The organism is Nocardioides zeicaulis (genome assembly GCF_042432345.1).
In the GTDB taxonomy this organism is placed as follows: domain Bacteria; phylum Actinomycetota; class Actinomycetes; order Propionibacteriales; family Nocardioidaceae; genus Nocardioides; species Nocardioides zeicaulis.
This window is the reverse complement of the sequence record NZ_JBHLXH010000001.1, coordinates 934,088-950,594: the sequence shown is the minus strand read 5'-3', so window position 1 is coordinate 950,594 and position 16,507 is coordinate 934,088. Positions and strand designations below refer to the sequence as shown.

The window sequence follows — 16,507 nt, the reverse complement described above, 5'->3', positions numbered from 1 at the left end:
GACGTGCGGCGGTGCGTGCCATGATCGCGGGCATGGGTGACTACCTCACGCTCGACGACGGCCGCACGCTGGAGCACCTCGTCGGCGGGGACCCCGACGGCTTCCCGCTCGTCTACCACTCGGGCACGCCGAGCGCGGCGGTCGAGGACCCCGCTCTCTTCGGCGCCGCGGCCTCCGCCGGCCTGCGGCTGGTGACGTACTCGCGACCCGGCTACGGCCACTCCACGCCCCGCGGCGGCCCGGACCACCTCGTCGCGCCGGTCCTGGCCGACGCCGACGACACCGCCGCGCTGCTCGACCACCTCGGCATCGGCGACTTCGTCACCCTCGGCTGGTCGGGCGGTGGTCCGCGGGCGCTGGCCTGCGGGGCGGCGATGCCCGGACGCTGCCGCGCGGTCTCCGTCCTGGCCGGGGTCGCGCCCCGCGACGCCGCCGGGCTCGACTGGCTCGCGGGGATGGGCGAGGAGAACGTGCGCGACTTCGAGGCCGTCGAGGCCGGTCGCGAGGTCTACCGCCCGATCGCCGAGCAGCAGGCCGCCGAGCTCGGGGCGGTCACGGCCGACGACATCGTCGCCGCCTTCGGCGACCTGGTCGACGAGGTCGACGCGGGTGCGCTCACCGGCGACTTCGCCGAGACGGTCGCGGAGTCGTTCCGCCGCGCGATGCAGCAGGGCCCGGTCGGCATGGTCGGCGACAACCTCCAGATCGTCGCGCCGTGGGGCTTCGACGTCGCCGACCTCCGCGTCCCCGTCTCGATCTGGCAGGGCGAGCACGACCGGATGGTGCCCTACGCCCACGGCCAGTGGCTCGCGGCCTCCATCCCCGGCGCCCGACCCCACCTCTTCGCCGACGAGGGCCACCTCTCGCTCGTCGCGCGGATCGACGACATCCTCGCCGACCTCAAGGACCTCGCCGGCCTCTGACACGGCGCATGCGTCCCGCGCTGGAGCGTCGACTCGGCGCCAGTGTCCCGCGGTAGCACGTCGAGTCGTCGCTTGTGTCCCGTGGGAACGCGTCGAGTCGGCTCTTCTGTCCCGCGGTAGCACGTCGAGTCGGCTCTTGTGTCCCGCGCTGAGGAGCACTCGCGCCGACTCGGTGCGCTGAGCCGGGACGTTCGCGCCGACTCGGCGTGCTGTTCCGGGACGTTCGCGCCGACTCGAACGTCAGCTGGCCTTCTTGGCCGCGGTCTTCTTGGTCGTGCTCTTCTTCGCCGCGGTCTTCTTGGTCGCGGTCTTCTTCGCAGCCGCCTTCTTGGCCGGCGCCTTCTTCGCCGTCGACTTCCTGGCCGTCGTCTTCTTCGCCGGCGCTGGCTCGTCGGAGTCCTCGTCGGAGTCCTCGTCGGCGTCGGCGTCCTCGCCGCGCGCCGACTTCGCCGCGGCGACCGAGCGCTGGAGGGCGGCGAGCAGGTCGACGACCTCGCCCGAGGTCTTGGTCGAGGTCTGGGTGCGCTTGATCTCGCCCCCCTCGATCTTCGACTTCACGAGGGCCTCGACGGCGCCGGCGTAGTCGTCCTCGAACTCCGAGGCGTCGAAGTCGCCGGCCAGGGTCTCGACGAGCATCTGCGCCATCTTGACCTCCTGCGGCTTGGCATCGTCCACCTCGACCTTGAAGTCGGGCACGCGCACCTCGTCGGGCCACATCATCGTCTGGAGCACGATGACCTCGCCGGCCTCGGTCTCGCGCACGCGCAGCACCGCGATCGTGGTGCGCTGGCGGAGCGCGACGGTCACGACGGCCATCCGGTCGGCGTCCTTGAGGGCCTGGCGCAGCAGGGCGTACGGCTTGGCGCCGGCGCCCTCGGGCTCGAGGTAGTAGGACTTCTCGAACAGCAGCGGGTCGATCTGCTCGCGCGGCACGAACTTCTCCACCGCGATCTCGCGCGACGACGTCGAGGGCAGCTCGGCCATGTCGTCGTCGGTGAGGATGACCATCTCGCCGTCCTCGGTCTCGTAGCCCTTCGCGATGTCGGCGTAGGCCACCTCCTCGCCGTCGAGGGAGCACACGCGCTGGTACTTGATCCGGCCGCCGTCCTTGGCGTGGACCTGCCGGAAGGACACGTCGTGGCTCTCGGTGGCGGCGTACAGCTTGACCGGGACGCTGACCAGCCCGAAGGACACCGCGCCCTTCCAGATCGCTCGCATGACCCGACGATAGCGGCGGGGGAGGACGCCCGTCTCCCCTCGGAGGGTGCCGCACGCTGTCGGCGCCGGGTGCCAGACTGGCGCCGTGCGCCCGATGCTCGCGACCAAGGCCGACCGCGTGCCCACCGGCGCGGAGTGGCTCCACGAGGTGAAGTGGGACGGCGTGCGCGTGCTCGTCGACGCCCACGATGGGCGGGTGCGGATGACCAGCCGCAACGGCAACGACGTCACGCCGGCCTGGCCCGACCTCAGCGCCCCGCCGCTCGGCGAGCGCGACCTCCTCGTCGACGGCGAGGTGATCGCGCTCAACGACCGCGGCGTGCCCGACTTCCGGGTCCTCCAGCACCGGATGCACGTCCGCAACCGCCAGGAGGTGGCGCGCCTGGTGACGAGGGTGCCGGCGACCCTGATGGTCTTCGACCTGCTGCGCCTCGACGGCGACGACCTCACCGACCGCCCGCTGGAGGAGCGCCGCGCGCTGCTGGAGGGCCTGCCGCTGGGCGAGTCGAAGTGGCAGGTCCCTGCGGCCTACGACGACGGCGACATGCTGTTCGCCGCCACGCTGCAGCAGGGGCTGGAGGGCGTGGTCAGCAAGCGCCGCGGCTCGCGCTACCGCTTCGAGGCGCGCAGCGACGACTGGCGCAAGCTCGCCCACCGCCACCGGGGCTCGTTCGTGGTCGGCGGCTGGCGCCCGCAGGTCGGCACTGCCGACCGGCTCGCGTCGCTGCTGGTCGGCGAGATGACCCCCGACGGCCTGCGCTACCGCGGGCGAGTGGGCAGCGGCATCGCCGGCGCCACCGGCACCCGCCTGGCGCGGCTCCTCGAGCCCCTAGCCGCGGACGCCTCGCCCTTCGCCGACGAGGTGCCCAGGGAGGACGCGCGCGGGACGTTCTGGGTCGAGCCGCGGGTCGTCGTGGACATCGACACCCACGGACTGGGGTACGACCGGCTCCGGCAGCCGTCCTTCCAGGGCGTGCGCGACGACCTGAGCCCGGAGGACCTGGCATGAGCCCCAGCGGGCAGGAGGTGCAGGTCGACGTCGAGGGCCGGACGCTGACGATCAGCAACCTCGACAAGGTGCTCTACCCCCGCACCGGCACCACCAAGGGCGAGGTGCTGCACTACTACGCCGCCGTGGCGCCCGTGCTGCTGCCGCACCTGCGCGACCGCGCGGTCACCCGCATCCGGTGGCCGCACGGGGTCGAGGGGTCGAGCTTCTTCGAGAAGAACATCCCGCCCGGCACCCCGTCGTGGGTCCGCACCGCCGAGGTGCCCACCACGGGCTCGCGCAGCGGCAAGGGCGACGGGACGATCCGGTTCCCGATCTGCGACGACCTCGCCACGCTGACGTGGCTGGCCAACCTCGCGGCCCTCGAGCTGCACGTGCACCAGTGGACGGTCGAGGAGGACGGCACGCCGCGCCACCCCGACCGCCTGGTGATCGACCTCGACCCGGGCGAGCCGGCGGGGCTGCACGAGTGCGCGCAGGTCGCGCTGATGGTCCGCGACGCGCTCGCCGGGCGCGACCTGACCTGCACGCCGGTCACGAGCGGCAGCAAGGGCCTCCACCTCTACGCAGCGGTGGACGGCACCCTCGACAGCGACGGCACCACCGCGCTCGCCAAGGAGGTCGCCGAGACGCTGCAGAAGGAGCACCCCGACCTGGTCACGAGCGTGATGACCAAGGCGAAGCGCCCGGGCAAGGTGTTCCTCGACTGGTCGCAGAACAGCGGCTCCAAGACGACCGTCTCGCCGTACTCCCTGCGCGGGCGCGACAGTCCCACCGTCGCGACCCCGCTGACGTGGGAGGAGGTGGAGGAGGGGGCCGAGGACGACCTCGCGCTGGAGCAGCTCTCGATGGAGCAGGTCCTCGACCGCGTGGCGCGTCTGGGCGACGTCTTCGACGCCTGATCCACGCCCGACGACGGAATCCGTGGAAACTGTTACCCGGCGTTGCGACTCCGAGGGTCTGGCGTGGAGCGGTCCACCAGAGACTTGGGACATGTCCCGCATCGCCCTCATCCCGGTCGCCGTGCTGCTGGCCGCCGGTGCTGTGGTGGCCGGACCCGGCGAGAGCGCCCCAGCCCAGCCTGCCCGGTCGGACGTCTCGCACGTCACCGACACGGGCATTACCGCGACTGCCCGGTAGGTATCTCTATATGCTCGCGGTCATGACGCACGACGTGCTTGTCGTTGAGGACGAGGAAGACATCGCAGTCCCTCTCATGCGCACCCTGGAGCGTGAGGGATACGAGGTCACCCGCGTCGCCGGCGGCGCCGAGGCGGTCAGCTACGTCGTGGGTGAGCAGCCGGCCGTCGTGATCCTCGACCTGGGCCTGCCCGACATGGACGGCCTCGACGTGTGTCGCCAGATGCGTTCGGGCGGCTACGGCGGCGGCATCATCATGGTGACCGCTCGCGCCGGCGAGCTCGACCGGGTCGTCGGGCTCGACGTCGGCGCCGACGACTACCTCGCCAAGCCCTTCGGTCTCGCCGAGCTCCTCGCGCGCGTGCGCGCGCTGCTGCGCCGCAGCTCCGCGACCACCGAGGACACCACCACCGTCGTCACCTCCTCCGGCCTCAAGATCGACGCCGCGTCGCGCCGGGTGCACCTGGGCGACAAGGAGATCGCGCTCACCGCGAAGGAGTTCGACGTCCTCGCGGTCCTCGCCTCCCACCACGACAAGGTCGTGCCTCGCGAGACGCTGATGAACCAGGTCTGGGACCAGAACTGGTACGGCTCCACCAAGACGCTCGACGTGACCATCGGTCGCCTGCGCAGCAAGCTCGAGGCCGCCGACGCCGGCGAGAAGGTCGTCGCGATCCGCGGCGTCGGCTTCCGCCTCGAGACCGGCAGCTAGCCGGCACCCTCGTACGACCCGGGCGGCCGCGCGATGGCGTGAGCGCTGGCAGCGCCGGGGTCGTGCTGACCTGCCCGCCCGTGGTCCGACGTGACCAGGCGTCGCCGGGACCTTCGGGCACGGCTGGGGGCCGAAGGTCCCGTCATGGGCCCACCTTCCTCAGCCGCGTGCGCGCCGAGCCGACCCATGGGGTGTCGAACCGGCCCCGCGCGGGGCCGCCCGTACGGCCGCTCCTGCGCGCGAGCGGCCTGGAAGGAACCCCATGACCCTCCTGGCTCAGGCCCCCACGTCCGCCGAGACCCCCGTCGCCCGCCCGGAGCCGGTGCGGCCCCACGAGGGCCCGACGACCACCACCCGGCGTGGTGGCGTGCTCCGCCGGTTCCGCGACCTCCCGACCGGACGCAAGCTGTTGTTCGGCTACGTGCCGATCGTGGTGCTGGCGGCCGTCGTCGGCCTGATCGGCCTGCGGCAGGTCAGCGGTGGCGAGACGCGGATCGAGACGCTCTACGCCGACAGCTTCGACGCCTCGCTGATGGTGGCTGACGTCCGGACCGACGAGGCCCTGGTCTCCGCGGTGCTGGAGGAGGCGATGGCCGCCGGCATGACGCCTGAGCTCCAGGGCGAGCTCGACGCGCTGGCCAAGGACGTCAACGACAACTGGGACGCCTACAAGTCCACCGACCTCACCGGCCGCGAGGACGCCGTCGCGGCGTTCGACGACACGCTCGCCCAGTTCCGCTCGGTCCGCGACGACAAGGTGCTGCCGCTGCTGGCGGACGGCAAGCTCGACCAGGCCGCCGAGGTCAAGCACGACGAGCTCGACCCGCTGCGTGACCAGCTGATGAGCGACATCGGCACCGTCATCGACACCGAGAAGGGGATCGCCGAGGACCTCATCGGCCAGTCCAAGGACGCCTACTCCTCGGCCCGCCTGCTCATCCTCGGCCTGGTCGTGGCGGCGTGCGCCCTGGGCGTCGGGCTCGCGCTCGCCCTCGGCCGCATGGTGTCGCGTCCGCTGGTGCGCACGGTGGCCGTCCTCGAGGACGTCGCCGCGGGCCGCCTCGACGGCCGTCTCGAGGTGGACTCGGCCGACGAGGTGGGTCGGATGGGCGTGGCGCTCAACGCGGCCCTGGCGCGGCTGTCCTCGACGATGGGTCAGATGGACGCGAACGCGCAGTCGTTGGCGTCGGCGTCGGAGGAGCTGTCGGCGGTCTCGGGTGAGATGTCGGGGTCGGCGGCGGAGTCGTCGTCGCAGGCGGGTCTGGTCTCGGCGGCTGCCGAGCAGGTGTCCAGGAACGTGCAGACGGTCGCGACGGGCACCGAGGAGATGTCGGCCTCGATCCGCGAGATCGCCGCGAACGCCTCCAACGCCGCGTCGGTGGCCGCGCAGGCCGTGGTGGTGGCGGAGTCCACGAACGCGACGGTCGCGAAGCTGGGCGACTCCTCGGCCGAGGTCGGCAACGTGATCAAGGTGATCAACTCGATCGCGGAGCAGACCAACCTGCTGGCGCTGAACGCGACCATCGAGGCGGCGCGTGCCGGCGAGGCCGGCAAGGGCTTCGCCGTCGTGGCCAACGAGGTGAAGGAGCTGGCGCAGGAGACGGGGAAGGCGACCGAGGACATCGGGCGCCGGATCGAGGCGATCCAGGCCGACACCCAGGCTGCGGTGGACGCGATCGCGGAGATCGCGGAGATCATCGGTCAGATCAACGACACGCAGGCCACGATCGCCTCGGCGGTGGAGGAGCAGACCGCGACGACGAACGAGATGAGCCGCAACGTGGCGGAGGCGGCGACGGGGTCGGCGGACATCGCGATGAACGTGACGGGTGTGGCGCGCAGCGCCTCCGACACCCAGGCCGCGGCGAGCTCCACCAGCCAGGCTGCGGACGAGCTGGCCCGGATGGCCTCGACCATGCGCTCCCTCGTCGGCCAGTTCTCGTACTGACGACTCCAGCCTCCCCGGCGGGCGTGTTCGTCGTCGCTCGCCGGGGCTGGTCCACCGCCTCCCGGTCGTCCCGCCGGAGTAGTCCAGTGGCAAACCGTCTCCCGGCGGCGGTAGTCCAGTGGCGAACTGTCGACGTACGAGCCCCCCGACAGCGTTCTGCCACTGGACTACCCCCGCAGCGGCCGCTCGCCAGCTGGTGTAGTCCAGTGGAAAACCGTGGTCGTGCGGGGGTAGTCCAGTGGAAAACCGTCGTCGGACGGTCCCGCCGACAGCGTTCTGCCACTGGACTACCCCGACGCGGCGCCGGCTGAGCGGAGTTGTCCACAACCTCGCTCAGGGGTCTGTTTGCGTGCCTGTCGCGATGGGTAGCGTCCCGGGTGCATGTTCTCGGGAAGTGGGTGCACCTGTCATGGCCGTCGACCGCCTCATCGCCGACCGTCCGTCCGCGGACCGGTCGAGCCACGACGAGCTCGTGCGCCGTCTCGACGCGCAGGTCCGCGAGCGCGTGCGGCGCGACGACGTCGACCCGCAGCGCGAGGCCCTCGCCGTACGCCGCATCGCCGAGGACGTCGTCCGCGAGCACGACCAGCTGAGCCTGACCGGCGCGGTGGCGCCGGTAGCCGACGGCGACGCGATGGTCGGCGAGCTGCTGGCCCGGGTGTCCGGCTTCGGGCCGCTCCAGCCGTTCCTCGACGACCCGGAGGTCGAGGAGGTGTGGATCAACTCGCCCGAGCGGGTCTTCATCGCCCGCCGCGGGCGCCACGAGCTGACCAACCTGCGCCTCGACACGGCGCAGGTCTCCGAGCTGGTCGAGCGGATGCTCAAGTCGAGCGGCCGCCGACTGGACATCAGCACGCCGTTCGTCGACGCGATGCTCCCCGAGGGCCACCGCCTCCACGTGGTGCTCGAGGGCATCTCCCGCGGCTTCACCGCGGTCAACATCCGCAAGTTCCTGCTGCGCGCCCACCGCCTGCCCGACCTCGTCGCCCTCGGGAGCCTCACGCCGCAGGCGGCGCGCTTCCTCGAGGCGTCGGTCCGTGCGGGGCTCAACATCCTGGTCGCCGGAGGGACGCAGGCCGGCAAGACCACCATGCTGAACTGCCTCGCCGCCGCCGTGCCGGGCGGCGAGCGAGTGGTGAGCGCGGAGGAGGTGTTCGAGCTCCGCTTCAGCCACCCCGACTGGGTCGCGATGCAGACCCGGCAGGCGGGTCTCGAGCAGACCGGCGAGATCGTGCTGCGCGACCTGGTGAAGGAGGCGCTGCGGATGCGGCCGAGCCGGATCCTGGTCGGCGAGGTGCGGGCGGCCGAGTGCCTCGACCTGCTCCTCGCGCTCAACTCCGGGCTGCCCGGCATGTGCACCCTCCACGCCAACAGCGCCCGCGAGGCACTCGTGAAGATGTGCACCCTCCCGCTGCTGGCGGGCGACAACATCTCGGCGCGCTTCGTCGTGCCCACGGTCGCCTCGTCGGTCGACCTAGTGGTCCACCTCGGGCTCGGGGCCGACGGCGTACGACGGGTCAACGAGATCGTGTCGGTCCCCGGACGGGTCGAGGCCGACGTGATCGAGGTGGAGCCGATCTTCGTCCGCGACGGCGCCGAGCTGCGACGTACGGGCGGGGTGCCCGCCCACACCGAGCGCTACGAGCGCGTCGGCATCGACGTGCACGAGGTGCTGGCCGCAGGAGGGGCGGCGTGATGGGCGCCCTCGTCGGGCTCGGTGTCGGGGTGGGCCTGCTGCTGGTGTGGTCGGCCTTCGCCCTGCCCCGCCAGGAGCGCGACCCTGCGCCGACCTCGACCGCGCTCGGCCGGCTGCTCGGGAGGGCCGGCCTGTCCGACGTGACCCCGGCCAGCGTGCTCGTGCTGTGCGTGGTGCTCGGTGGCGTCGCGTTCGCGGTGGTCCAGGCGGTGTCACGCACGGCGCCGATCGCGCTCGTGTTCGCAGCGATGGCCGCCTACCTCCCGATCGCCGTGCTGCGGCAGCGGGCCGCGCGGCGGCTGCGCGACTTCGCCGAGGTCTGGCCCGAGGCCGTCGACAACCTCGCCAGCGCCGTGCGCGCCGGGCTCTCGCTGCCCGACGCCGTGTCCGCGCTCGCGACGACCGGGCCGGAGGCGCTGCGCCCCGACTTCGCGCAGTTCGCCCTCGACTACCAGGTCACCGGGCGCTTCGGTGAGTGCCTCGACCGGCTCAAGGACCGGCTCGCCGACCCCGTCGGCGACCGCGTGGTCGAGGGCCTGCGCCTGGCCCGAGAGGTGGGCGGCGGCGACCTGGGCCGGCTGCTGCGCAACCTGTCGGGGTTCCTCCGCGACGACGCCCGTACCCGGTCCGAGCTCGAGTCGCGGCAGGCGTGGACCGTCAACGGCGCCCGGCTCGCGGTCTCCGCGCCGTGGATCGTGCTGCTGCTCATGTCGTTCCAGACGACCGCGATCCGGCAGTACGCCTCCGCCGGCGGCGTCGTCGTGCTCGGCATCGGCCTCGCGGTCTGCGTGCTGGCCTACTGGGCGATGATGCGGATCGGCCGGCTGCCGGTCGAGAAGCGGATCCTGTCGTGAGCACGGCCGTGTGGGGCGCGCTGCTGGGGGCGGTGGCCGGTGCGAGCGTGGTCCTGGTCGTGGCGCGCGTCGCCGTGCTGCGCCGACCGCAGCTGTCCGAGCGCGTCCTGCCCTACCTCCGCGACCTGCCCCAGCGCGACCAGGGTCCCCTCGTGCGCGTCGCGGCCCCGACCTCCGCTGCCGCCGGCATCTTCGGCCCCGTCCTGCGCCGCGGCGCCGACCTCGTCGAGCGGGTGCTGGGCGGCAGCGCGTCCGTACGCCGGCGGCTCGAGCGCGCCGGCCTCGACCGGACGGTCCACGAGTTCCGCATCGAGCAGGTCGTCTGGGGCCTCGTCGGCTTCGGCGCCGCAGCCGCCCTCGGGCTGCTGCGCGCGCTCGGCGGCCACGGCAGCCCGGGCTCGGCGCTGCTGCTGTGCGGGCTGGGCCTGGCGATGGGCGTCTTCGCCCGCGACAACCGGCTCAGCTCGCAGGTCAAGGAGCGCGAGCGCCAGGTCTTGACCGAGTTCCCGACGATCGCCGAGCTGCTCGCCCTCTCGGTCGCGGCGGGGGAGAGCCCGGTCGCCGCACTCGACCGGGTCGTACGCCGCAGCAACGGCGCGCTCTCGCGCGACCTCGCCCGCGTCCTCGGGCTGATCCGCACCGGCGAGCCGGTGGGCTCCGCGTTCGAGTCGCTGGCGCGCACGACCGGCCTGCCGATCGTCGCCCGGTTCGCCACCGGCATCACCGTCGCCATGGAGCGCGGCACGCCGCTCGCCGACGTGCTCCACGCCCAGGCCGCCGACGTCCGCGAGGCCGGCCGGCGCCTGCTCATCGAGACGGCGGCCCGCAAGGAGATCGCGATGATGGCGCCCGTCGTGTTCTTCGTGCTCCCGGTGACGATCCTCTTCGCCTTCTACCCCGGCGTGCTGGGCCTGCGGCTCACCACACCCTGAGCCAGCCGCCGACCCACCAGCCCTGCCCGCACCCGTGACCCCACGAAAGGACACCACCATGAAGCTCTCCACCACGAGGCGCGTGCGGCGTCGCGACGACCGCGGCGACGTCCCCGGCTGGGTGATGGTCACCCTGATGACCGCCATCGTCGTCGCGGCGCTCACCCCGTTCGTCGGCGACCAGCTGCAGGCGCTGCTCGCCCAGGCCTTCTCGATGGTGAGCGGCTAGGACCCGTCGTGGGCCACCGCGTCGCGGGCCGTCGCGGGGAGCGCGGATCGGCCGTGGTCGACTTCGTGCTGGTCACGGTGCTCCTGGTGCCGATGGTGATCGGCATCCTCCAGCTCGCCCTCGTGCTCCACGTCCGCAACACCCTGGCCTCCGCGGCCGGGGAGGGGGCCCGGCACGCCGCCGTCGCCGGCAGCTCGGCCGGCGCCGGGCGGGCGAAGGTCGAGGAGCTCGTCGACGGAGCCCTGTCCGCCGACTTCGTGCGCCGCGTCGACGTGCACCCGGTGAGGGTGGGGGGCGCGGCGGGCTTCGAGTCGGTCGTCGAGGCCGACGTGACGCTCCTCGGCCTCGGGGGCCCGGCCGTCCACCTGCGGGTCACCGGCCACGCGGTGGCCGAGCAGGCGGCCCAGCCGTGACGCCTCACCGCCGCCGGCGCGACGAGCGCGGCTCGGCGCTCGTCGAGTTCAGCTGGCTCGCGATCATCCTCCTCGTCCCGCTGGTCTGGGTCGTGCTGTCGGTCTTCGAGGTGCAGCGCGGCGCGTTCGCCACCAGCGCCGCCGCCCGGGCGGCCGGTCGCGCGTTCGCCCTCGCGCCCGACGACGCGACCGGCGAGGCGCGGGCGCGCGCCGCGGTCGCCCAGGTGCTCGCCGACGAGGGCACGGACGGCCAGCGGGCGACCGTGCGGTTCAGCTGCGTGCCGCGCGGCAGCAGCTGCCACGTGGGCACGGCGGTGGTCACCGTCGTGGTCGAGTCGCAGGTGAGCCTGCCGTTCTCCCCGCGGATCCTCGGGCGTCAGGCGGCGACGTTCGCCCTCGACGCCAGCCACACCGTCCCCATCGGCCAGTACGTCGAGAGCGCCCCGAGCGGGGACGACCCGTGAGGCGCCGCGACGAGTCCGGGCAGGTCACGCTGCTGGTCATCGGCCTGGCCGGGATCGTGCTGATGGCGGTCGTCGCGGTGATCGACGCCTCGTCGGCGTACCTCCAGCGCCAGGGCCTCGACACCCTCGCCGACGGGGCCGCGCTGCGCGGCGCCGACCTCGGCTCGACCGGCATCTACGAGCAGGGCCTCGACGGCGTGCGGCTGCTCCAGCAGGAGGCGACGGTCGAGGCGGCCGTCCGGCGCTACCTCGTCGACGTCGGCGCCCAGCGACGCTACCCCGGCATCGACGTCCAGGTCCGCGTCGACGCCGCCGCCCGCTCGGTCACCGTCCGCCTGGTCGCGCCCCTCGACCTCCCGCTGAAGGTCCCCGGATCCCCGGGGCGCCCGACGGTCGGCACGAGCAGCACCGCCGCGGTCACCGTCCAGCCCTGACCGGCTCCTCGTGACGGTCGTCACCGGGCGCCCACCCCGGCGGATGAACGACCCCACCGATACCGGCGGGTTGCCAGTAGCGTCGAGGCCATGACGGAGACCTGGCCCGGATCGGCCTACCCCCTCGGCGCGACGTACGACGGCACCGGCACCAACTTCGCGCTCTTCAGCGAGGTCGCCGAGCGCGTGGAGCTGTGCCTGATCGACGAGGACACCGACGGCACCCGCACCGAGACCCGCGTCGAGCTGACCGAGGTGGACGCGTTCGTCTGGCACGCCTACCTGCCCGGCGTGCAGCCCGGCCAGCGCTACGGCTACCGCGTCCACGGCCCGTGGGACCCCGCCAACGGCCTGCGCTGCAACCCCAACAAGCTGCTGCTCGACCCCTACGCCAAGGCGACGGTCGGGGAGTACGAGTGGGACCCCTCGGTCTTCTCCTACGACTTCGAGGACCCCGAGGCCACCAACGACGACGACTCGCTGCCGCACGTGATGCTCGGCGTGGTCATCAACCCGTTCTTCGACTGGGAGGGCGAGGCCCGCCCGCGCGTGCCGTACCACGACACCCTCGTCTACGAGGCCCACGTCAAGGGCCTCACGCAGCTCCATCCCGACGTCCCGGAGAACCTGCGCGGCACCTACGCCGGCATCGCGCACCCCGCCGTCGTCGAGCACCTCACCCGCCTCGGCGTCACCGCGATCGAGCTGATGCCGGTGCACCAGTTCGTCCAGGACGACGCGCTGGTGCAGAAGGGCCTGCGCAACTACTGGGGCTACAACACCATCGGCTTCTTCGCCCCGCAGGAGTCCTACGCCGCCACCGACGGCCTGGGCCAGCAGGTGCAGGAGTTCAAGGCGATGGTCAAGGCGCTCCACGCCGAGGGCATCGAGGTCATCCTCGACGTCGTCTACAACCACACCGCGGAGGGCAACCACCTCGGGCCGACGCTGTCGATGAAGGGCATCGACAACGTCGCGTACTACCGCCTGGTCGAGGACGACCAGCAGTACTACATGGACTACACCGGCACCGGGAACTCGCTCAACGTCCGCCACCCGCACTCGCTGCAGCTGATCATGGACTCGCTGCGCTACTGGGTGACCGAGATGCACGTCGACGGCTTCCGCTTCGACCTCGCCTCGACGCTGGCCCGCGAGTTCTACGACGTCGACAAGCTCTCCACCTTCTTCGAGCTCGTGCAGCAGGACCCGGTGGTGAGCCAGGTCAAGCTCATCGCCGAGCCCTGGGACATCGGCCCCGGCGGCTACCAGGTCGGCGGCTTCCCGCCCCAGTGGACGGAGTGGAACGGCGCCTACCGCGACACCGTGCGCGACTTCTGGCGCGGCGAGCCGGCGCTCGGCGAGTTCGCCTCTCGCGTCGCCGGGTCGTCCGACCTCTACGAGAACTCGGGTCGTCGGCCGTTCGCGAGCATCAACTTCGTCACCGCCCACGACGGCTTCACCCTGCGCGACCTCGTGTCCTACAACGAGAAGCACAACGAGGCCAACGGCGAGGACAACAACGACGGCGAGAGCCACAACCGCTCGTGGAACCACGGCGTCGAGGGCCCGACCGACGACGAGCACGTCAACGCGCTGCGCTCGCGCGAGCAGCGCAACTTCATCACCACGCTGCTGCTCAGCCAGGGCGTGCCGATGCTGCTGCACGGCGACGAGCTCGGCCGCACCCAGGACGGCAACAACAACGGCTACGCCCAGGACAACGAGCTGACCTGGGTGCACTGGGACCAGGCCGACCACGGCCTCATCGAGTTCACCGCCGCCGTCTCCCGCCTGCGCCGCGAGCACCGCACGTTCCGCCGCCGCCAGTTCTTCACCGGCCAGGCCGACGAGAACGGCCTCGACGACATCGTCTGGCTGCACCCCGACGGCCGGCCGATGGAGGAGGGCGACTGGGACAGCGGGCAGAAGTCGCTCGGGATGTACCTCAACGGCGACGCGATCAACACCCGCGACTCGCGCGGCAAGGACATCACCGACGACCACTTCCTGCTGTTCTTCAACGCCGACGGCGCGTGCGAGGTGACCCTGCCCCCGGCGGAGTACGCCGAGGCGTGGGACGTCCTCATCGACACCGGCGGCGTCGCCGACGACCGCGGCACCTGTCCGGCCGGCAGCACGCTGCCGCTGGGGGAGCGCTCCACGCTGGTGCTGCGCGAGCACGTCGAGCAGCCCGCCGAGGAGACCGACAAGTCGGTGGCCGCATCCCTGACCACGACTCCGGGAACCGAGGCGCCGTGACCGCACCGGAGCGTCGTACGCCGCACAGCACCTACCGCCTGCAGGTCAGCGCCGACTTCACGCTGCACGACGCGGCCGCGGTCCTGCCCTACCTCCACGACCTCGGCGTCGACTGGGTCTACCTGTCGCCGCTGCTGGCCTCGGAGCCGGGCAGCACCCACGGCTACGACGTGGTGGCCTTCGACCACCTCGACGAGGCGCGCGGCGGCGAGGCCGGTCTGGCCGCGGTGTCGGCCGAGGCCAAGCGGCTCGGCATGGGCGTCCTCGTCGACATCGTGCCCAACCACGTCGGTGTCGCCACGCCCGAGGAGGACCCGTGGTGGTGGGACGTGCTCAAGCACGGCCGCGCCTCCGAGCACGCCAACGCCTTCGACGTCGACTGGGCGGCCGGTGACGGCCGGATCGTGATCCCGGTGATCGGCGACGACGACGAGGGTGCGATCCGGGTGACCCGGACCGAGGTGCGCTACCACGACCAGCGCTTCCCGCTCGCGCCCGGCACGAGCACGCTCGAGGAGCAGCACTACGAGCTGGTCAACTGGCGCGCCGCCGACGACGACCTCAACTACCGCCGCTTCTTCGCGGTCAACACCCTCGCCGCGGTGCGGGTCGAGGACCCCGAGGTCTTCGCCCAGACCCACGTCGAGGTGAAGCGGTGGTTCGACGAGGGCCTCGTCGACGGCCTGCGGGTCGACCACCCCGACGGCCTGCGTGACCCCAAGCGCTACCTCGACGACCTCGCCGCCCTCACCGGCGGCGCGTACGTCCTGGTCGAGAAGATCCTCGAGCCCGGCGAGAGCCTGCCGACCGACTGGGCCACCGACGGCACGACCGGCTACGACGCCCTCGCGCTCATCGACCGCGTGCTCACCGACCCCGCCGGCGAGGCACCGCTGACCGCCCTCGAGGACCGGCTGCGCGGCACGTCCGTCGACTGGGAGCAGATGGTCCACGACAACAAGCGCGCGGTCGCCGACGGCATCCTGCACTCCGAGGTCCTCCGCATCACCCGCGAGGTCGCCCGAGTGGTCGACGACGCTGACGAGGACTCCGTCGCCGACGCGATCGCCGAGCTGCTGGCCTGCTTCCCGGTCTACCGCTCCTACCTGCCCGAGGGGCGCGAGCACCTCGAGCAGGCCTTCGCCCGCGCCCGCGACGAGCGTCCCGACCTGGCGGCGACCTACGACGTCCTCGAGCCGGTGCTCCACGACGAGTGGAGCCAGCCCGCCCGCCGCTTCCAGCAGACGTCCGGCATGGTGATGGCCAAGGGCGTGGAGGACTGCTCGTTCTACCGCTGGTCGCGGCTGACCTCGCTCAACGAGGTCGGTGCCGACCCGTCGGTGTTCGCGGTCTCGGTCGACGACTTCCACGACGCGATGGCCGCCCGCCAGCGCGACTGGCCCAACGCGATGGTGACGCTCTCGACCCACGACACCAAGCGCGGCGAGGACGTCCGTGCCCGCATCACGGTGCTCGCCGAGGAGCCGGGGCACTGGGAGCGCTCGCTCGACGAGCTGCTCCGCCTCGCGCCGGTCCCTGATCCCGGCTTCGGCTCCCTGCTGTGGCAGGCCGTCCTGGGCGCCTGGACGCCCGACCACCTGCCCGACCTGCCCGAGCGCCTCCACGGCTACGCCGAGAAGGCGATGCGCGAGGCCGGCGACCGCACCACCTGGACCGAGCCCGACGAGGACTACGAGGCCGCGGTGCACGCCGCGGTCGACGCGGTGTTCTCCTCCGACGAGGTCCGTGCGGTGCTCGTCGACCTCGCCTCCCGCACCGACGCCGCGGCGCAGGCCAACTCGCTGGCCGCCAAGATCCTGGCGATCACGATGCCCGGCGTACCCGACGTCTACCAGGGCAGCGAGCTGTGGGAGACCTCCCTCGTCGACCCCGACAACCGGCGCCCGGTCGACTTCGAGCACCGCGCGGCCGTGCTGGCCGGCACCTCCGAGGACGACGCCGCCAGCAAGCTCCACGTCACCTGCACGGCGCTCACGGTGCGCCGCGACCGGCCCGAGCTGTTCACGACCTACGCGCCGGTGGGCGCCACGGGCGAGCGCGCCGACCACGTCGTCGCCTTCGACCGCGGCGGGGCCGTCACCGTCGCCACCCGGCTGCCGGTCGGTCTCGCCGCCGCGGGCGGCTGGGCCGACACCACGCTCGACCTGCCCGAGGGCCGCTGGCACGACGTGCTCACCGGCCTCGACACCGACGGCCGCCTCGCCGACCTGCTCGCCGTGCACCCCGTCGCCCTCCTGGTCCGGAAGGACTGA

The 16,507-nt window shown here is 72.6% G+C and carries 16 protein-coding genes; 15 read left to right on the top strand and 1 reads right to left on the bottom strand.

Annotated features, from left to right (window positions below; genetic code table 11):
* The first annotated feature begins 32 nt into the window (after nucleotides 1–32).
* On the top strand, nucleotides 33–923 hold the full coding sequence (locus ACFFJG_RS04730) for an alpha/beta fold hydrolase (RefSeq protein ID WP_378517447.1): 891 nt from the start codon (nucleotides 33–35) through the stop codon (nucleotides 921–923).
* A 240-nt stretch (nucleotides 924–1,163) separates the two neighbouring features.
* Here ACFFJG_RS04730 and ku read toward each other — a convergent pair whose 3' ends face one another.
* Entirely contained in the window at nucleotides 1,164–2,141 is a 978-nt protein-coding gene (gene ku, locus ACFFJG_RS04725) for a non-homologous end joining protein Ku (protein ID WP_378517446.1), read from the bottom strand.
* 94 nt (nucleotides 2,142–2,235) lie between these two features.
* Between ku and ligD (ACFFJG_RS04720) the strand changes: the two genes are divergently transcribed.
* The 14 genes from ligD (ACFFJG_RS04720) to treY all read left to right on the top strand — a co-directional run bounded on the left by ligD (ACFFJG_RS04720) (nucleotide 2,236) and on the right by treY (nucleotide 16,507).
* Entirely contained in the window at nucleotides 2,236–3,150 is a 915-nt protein-coding gene (gene ligD, locus ACFFJG_RS04720) for a non-homologous end-joining DNA ligase (protein ID WP_378519450.1), read from the top strand.
* A complete protein-coding gene (gene ligD, locus ACFFJG_RS04715; protein WP_378517445.1) occupies nucleotides 3,147–4,052 on the top strand; it encodes a non-homologous end-joining DNA ligase in 906 nt (301 codons plus the stop codon). Before ligD (ACFFJG_RS04720) ends, ligD (ACFFJG_RS04715) begins: the two co-directional genes overlap by 4 nt.
* Nucleotides 4,053–4,143: 91 nt before the next feature.
* Nucleotides 4,144–4,290 carry a hypothetical protein gene (locus tag ACFFJG_RS04710; protein WP_378517444.1) on the top strand — a complete coding sequence of 49 codons (147 nt, stop codon included), beginning with the start codon at nucleotides 4,144–4,146 and terminating at the stop codon, nucleotides 4,288–4,290.
* A 10-nt stretch (nucleotides 4,291–4,300) separates the two neighbouring features.
* A complete protein-coding gene (locus ACFFJG_RS04705) occupies nucleotides 4,301–5,002 on the top strand; it encodes a response regulator transcription factor (protein WP_378517443.1) in 702 nt (233 codons plus the stop codon).
* Between the two features lie 262 nt (nucleotides 5,003–5,264).
* Nucleotides 5,265–6,950 carry a methyl-accepting chemotaxis protein gene (locus ACFFJG_RS04700; RefSeq protein ID WP_378517442.1) on the top strand — a complete coding sequence of 562 codons (1,686 nt, stop codon included), beginning with the start codon at nucleotides 5,265–5,267 and terminating at the stop codon, nucleotides 6,948–6,950.
* A 394-nt stretch (nucleotides 6,951–7,344) separates the two neighbouring features.
* Nucleotides 7,345–8,646 (top strand): TadA family conjugal transfer-associated ATPase, encoded by a 1,302-nt coding sequence (locus ACFFJG_RS04695; RefSeq protein ID WP_378517441.1) that lies wholly within the window; start codon nucleotides 7,345–7,347, stop codon nucleotides 8,644–8,646.
* On the top strand, nucleotides 8,646–9,500 hold the full coding sequence (locus tag ACFFJG_RS04690; RefSeq protein WP_378517440.1) for a type II secretion system F family protein: 855 nt from the start codon (nucleotides 8,646–8,648) through the stop codon (nucleotides 9,498–9,500). The genes ACFFJG_RS04695 and ACFFJG_RS04690 overlap by 1 nt, the downstream gene beginning before the upstream one ends.
* Nucleotides 9,497–10,432 (top strand): type II secretion system F family protein, encoded by a 936-nt coding sequence (locus ACFFJG_RS04685; RefSeq protein ID WP_378517439.1) that lies wholly within the window; start codon nucleotides 9,497–9,499, stop codon nucleotides 10,430–10,432. The genes ACFFJG_RS04690 and ACFFJG_RS04685 overlap by 4 nt, the downstream gene beginning before the upstream one ends.
* A gap of 58 nt (nucleotides 10,433–10,490) precedes the next feature.
* Nucleotides 10,491–10,661, top strand: coding sequence for a hypothetical protein (locus ACFFJG_RS04680; protein ID WP_378517438.1), 171 nt, complete (start codon nucleotides 10,491–10,493; stop codon nucleotides 10,659–10,661).
* 8 nt (nucleotides 10,662–10,669) lie between these two features.
* Entirely contained in the window at nucleotides 10,670–11,074 is a 405-nt protein-coding gene (locus ACFFJG_RS04675) for a TadE family protein (RefSeq protein WP_378517437.1), read from the top strand.
* The gene (locus ACFFJG_RS04670; RefSeq protein ID WP_378517436.1) at nucleotides 11,071–11,538 is read left to right on the top strand and encodes a hypothetical protein; all 468 of its coding nucleotides are present in this window, start codon (nucleotides 11,071–11,073) and stop codon (nucleotides 11,536–11,538) included. Before ACFFJG_RS04675 ends, ACFFJG_RS04670 begins: the two co-directional genes overlap by 4 nt.
* Complete coding sequence (locus ACFFJG_RS04665) at nucleotides 11,535–11,972, top strand: Tad domain-containing protein (RefSeq protein ID WP_378517435.1); 438 nt, start codon at nucleotides 11,535–11,537, stop codon at nucleotides 11,970–11,972. Before ACFFJG_RS04670 ends, ACFFJG_RS04665 begins: the two co-directional genes overlap by 4 nt.
* 90 nt (nucleotides 11,973–12,062) lie before the next feature.
* A complete protein-coding gene (glgX, locus tag ACFFJG_RS04660; RefSeq protein WP_378517434.1) occupies nucleotides 12,063–14,234 on the top strand; it encodes a glycogen debranching protein GlgX in 2,172 nt (723 codons plus the stop codon).
* Nucleotides 14,231–16,507 (top strand): malto-oligosyltrehalose synthase, encoded by a 2,277-nt coding sequence (treY, locus tag ACFFJG_RS04655; RefSeq protein WP_378517433.1) that lies wholly within the window; start codon nucleotides 14,231–14,233, stop codon nucleotides 16,505–16,507. Before glgX ends, treY begins: the two co-directional genes overlap by 4 nt.

Bases quoted from the DNA above. Each gene is read 5' to 3' on its own strand.
- ligD (WP_378519450.1), top strand. From the start codon at position 2,236: ATGCTCGCGACCAAGGCCGACCGCGTGCCCACCGGCGCGGAGTGGCTC.
- ACFFJG_RS04680 (WP_378517438.1), top strand. From the start codon at position 10,491: ATGAAGCTCTCCACCACGAGGCGCGTGCGGCGTCGCGACGACCGCGGC.
- ACFFJG_RS04690 (WP_378517440.1), top strand. From the start codon at position 8,646: ATGGGCGCCCTCGTCGGGCTCGGTGTCGGGGTGGGCCTGCTGCTGGTG.
- ku (WP_378517446.1), bottom strand. From the start codon at position 2,141: ATGCGAGCGATCTGGAAGGGCGCGGTGTCCTTCGGGCTGGTCAGCGTC.
- glgX (WP_378517434.1), top strand. From the start codon at position 12,063: ATGACGGAGACCTGGCCCGGATCGGCCTACCCCCTCGGCGCGACGTAC.
- ligD (WP_378517445.1), top strand. From the start codon at position 3,147: ATGAGCCCCAGCGGGCAGGAGGTGCAGGTCGACGTCGAGGGCCGGACG.
- ACFFJG_RS04700 (WP_378517442.1), top strand. From the start codon at position 5,265: ATGACCCTCCTGGCTCAGGCCCCCACGTCCGCCGAGACCCCCGTCGCC.
- ACFFJG_RS04730 (WP_378517447.1), top strand. From the start codon at position 33: ATGGGTGACTACCTCACGCTCGACGACGGCCGCACGCTGGAGCACCTC.
- ACFFJG_RS04710 (WP_378517444.1), top strand. From the start codon at position 4,144: ATGTCCCGCATCGCCCTCATCCCGGTCGCCGTGCTGCTGGCCGCCGGT.
- ACFFJG_RS04705 (WP_378517443.1), top strand. From the start codon at position 4,301: ATGCTCGCGGTCATGACGCACGACGTGCTTGTCGTTGAGGACGAGGAA.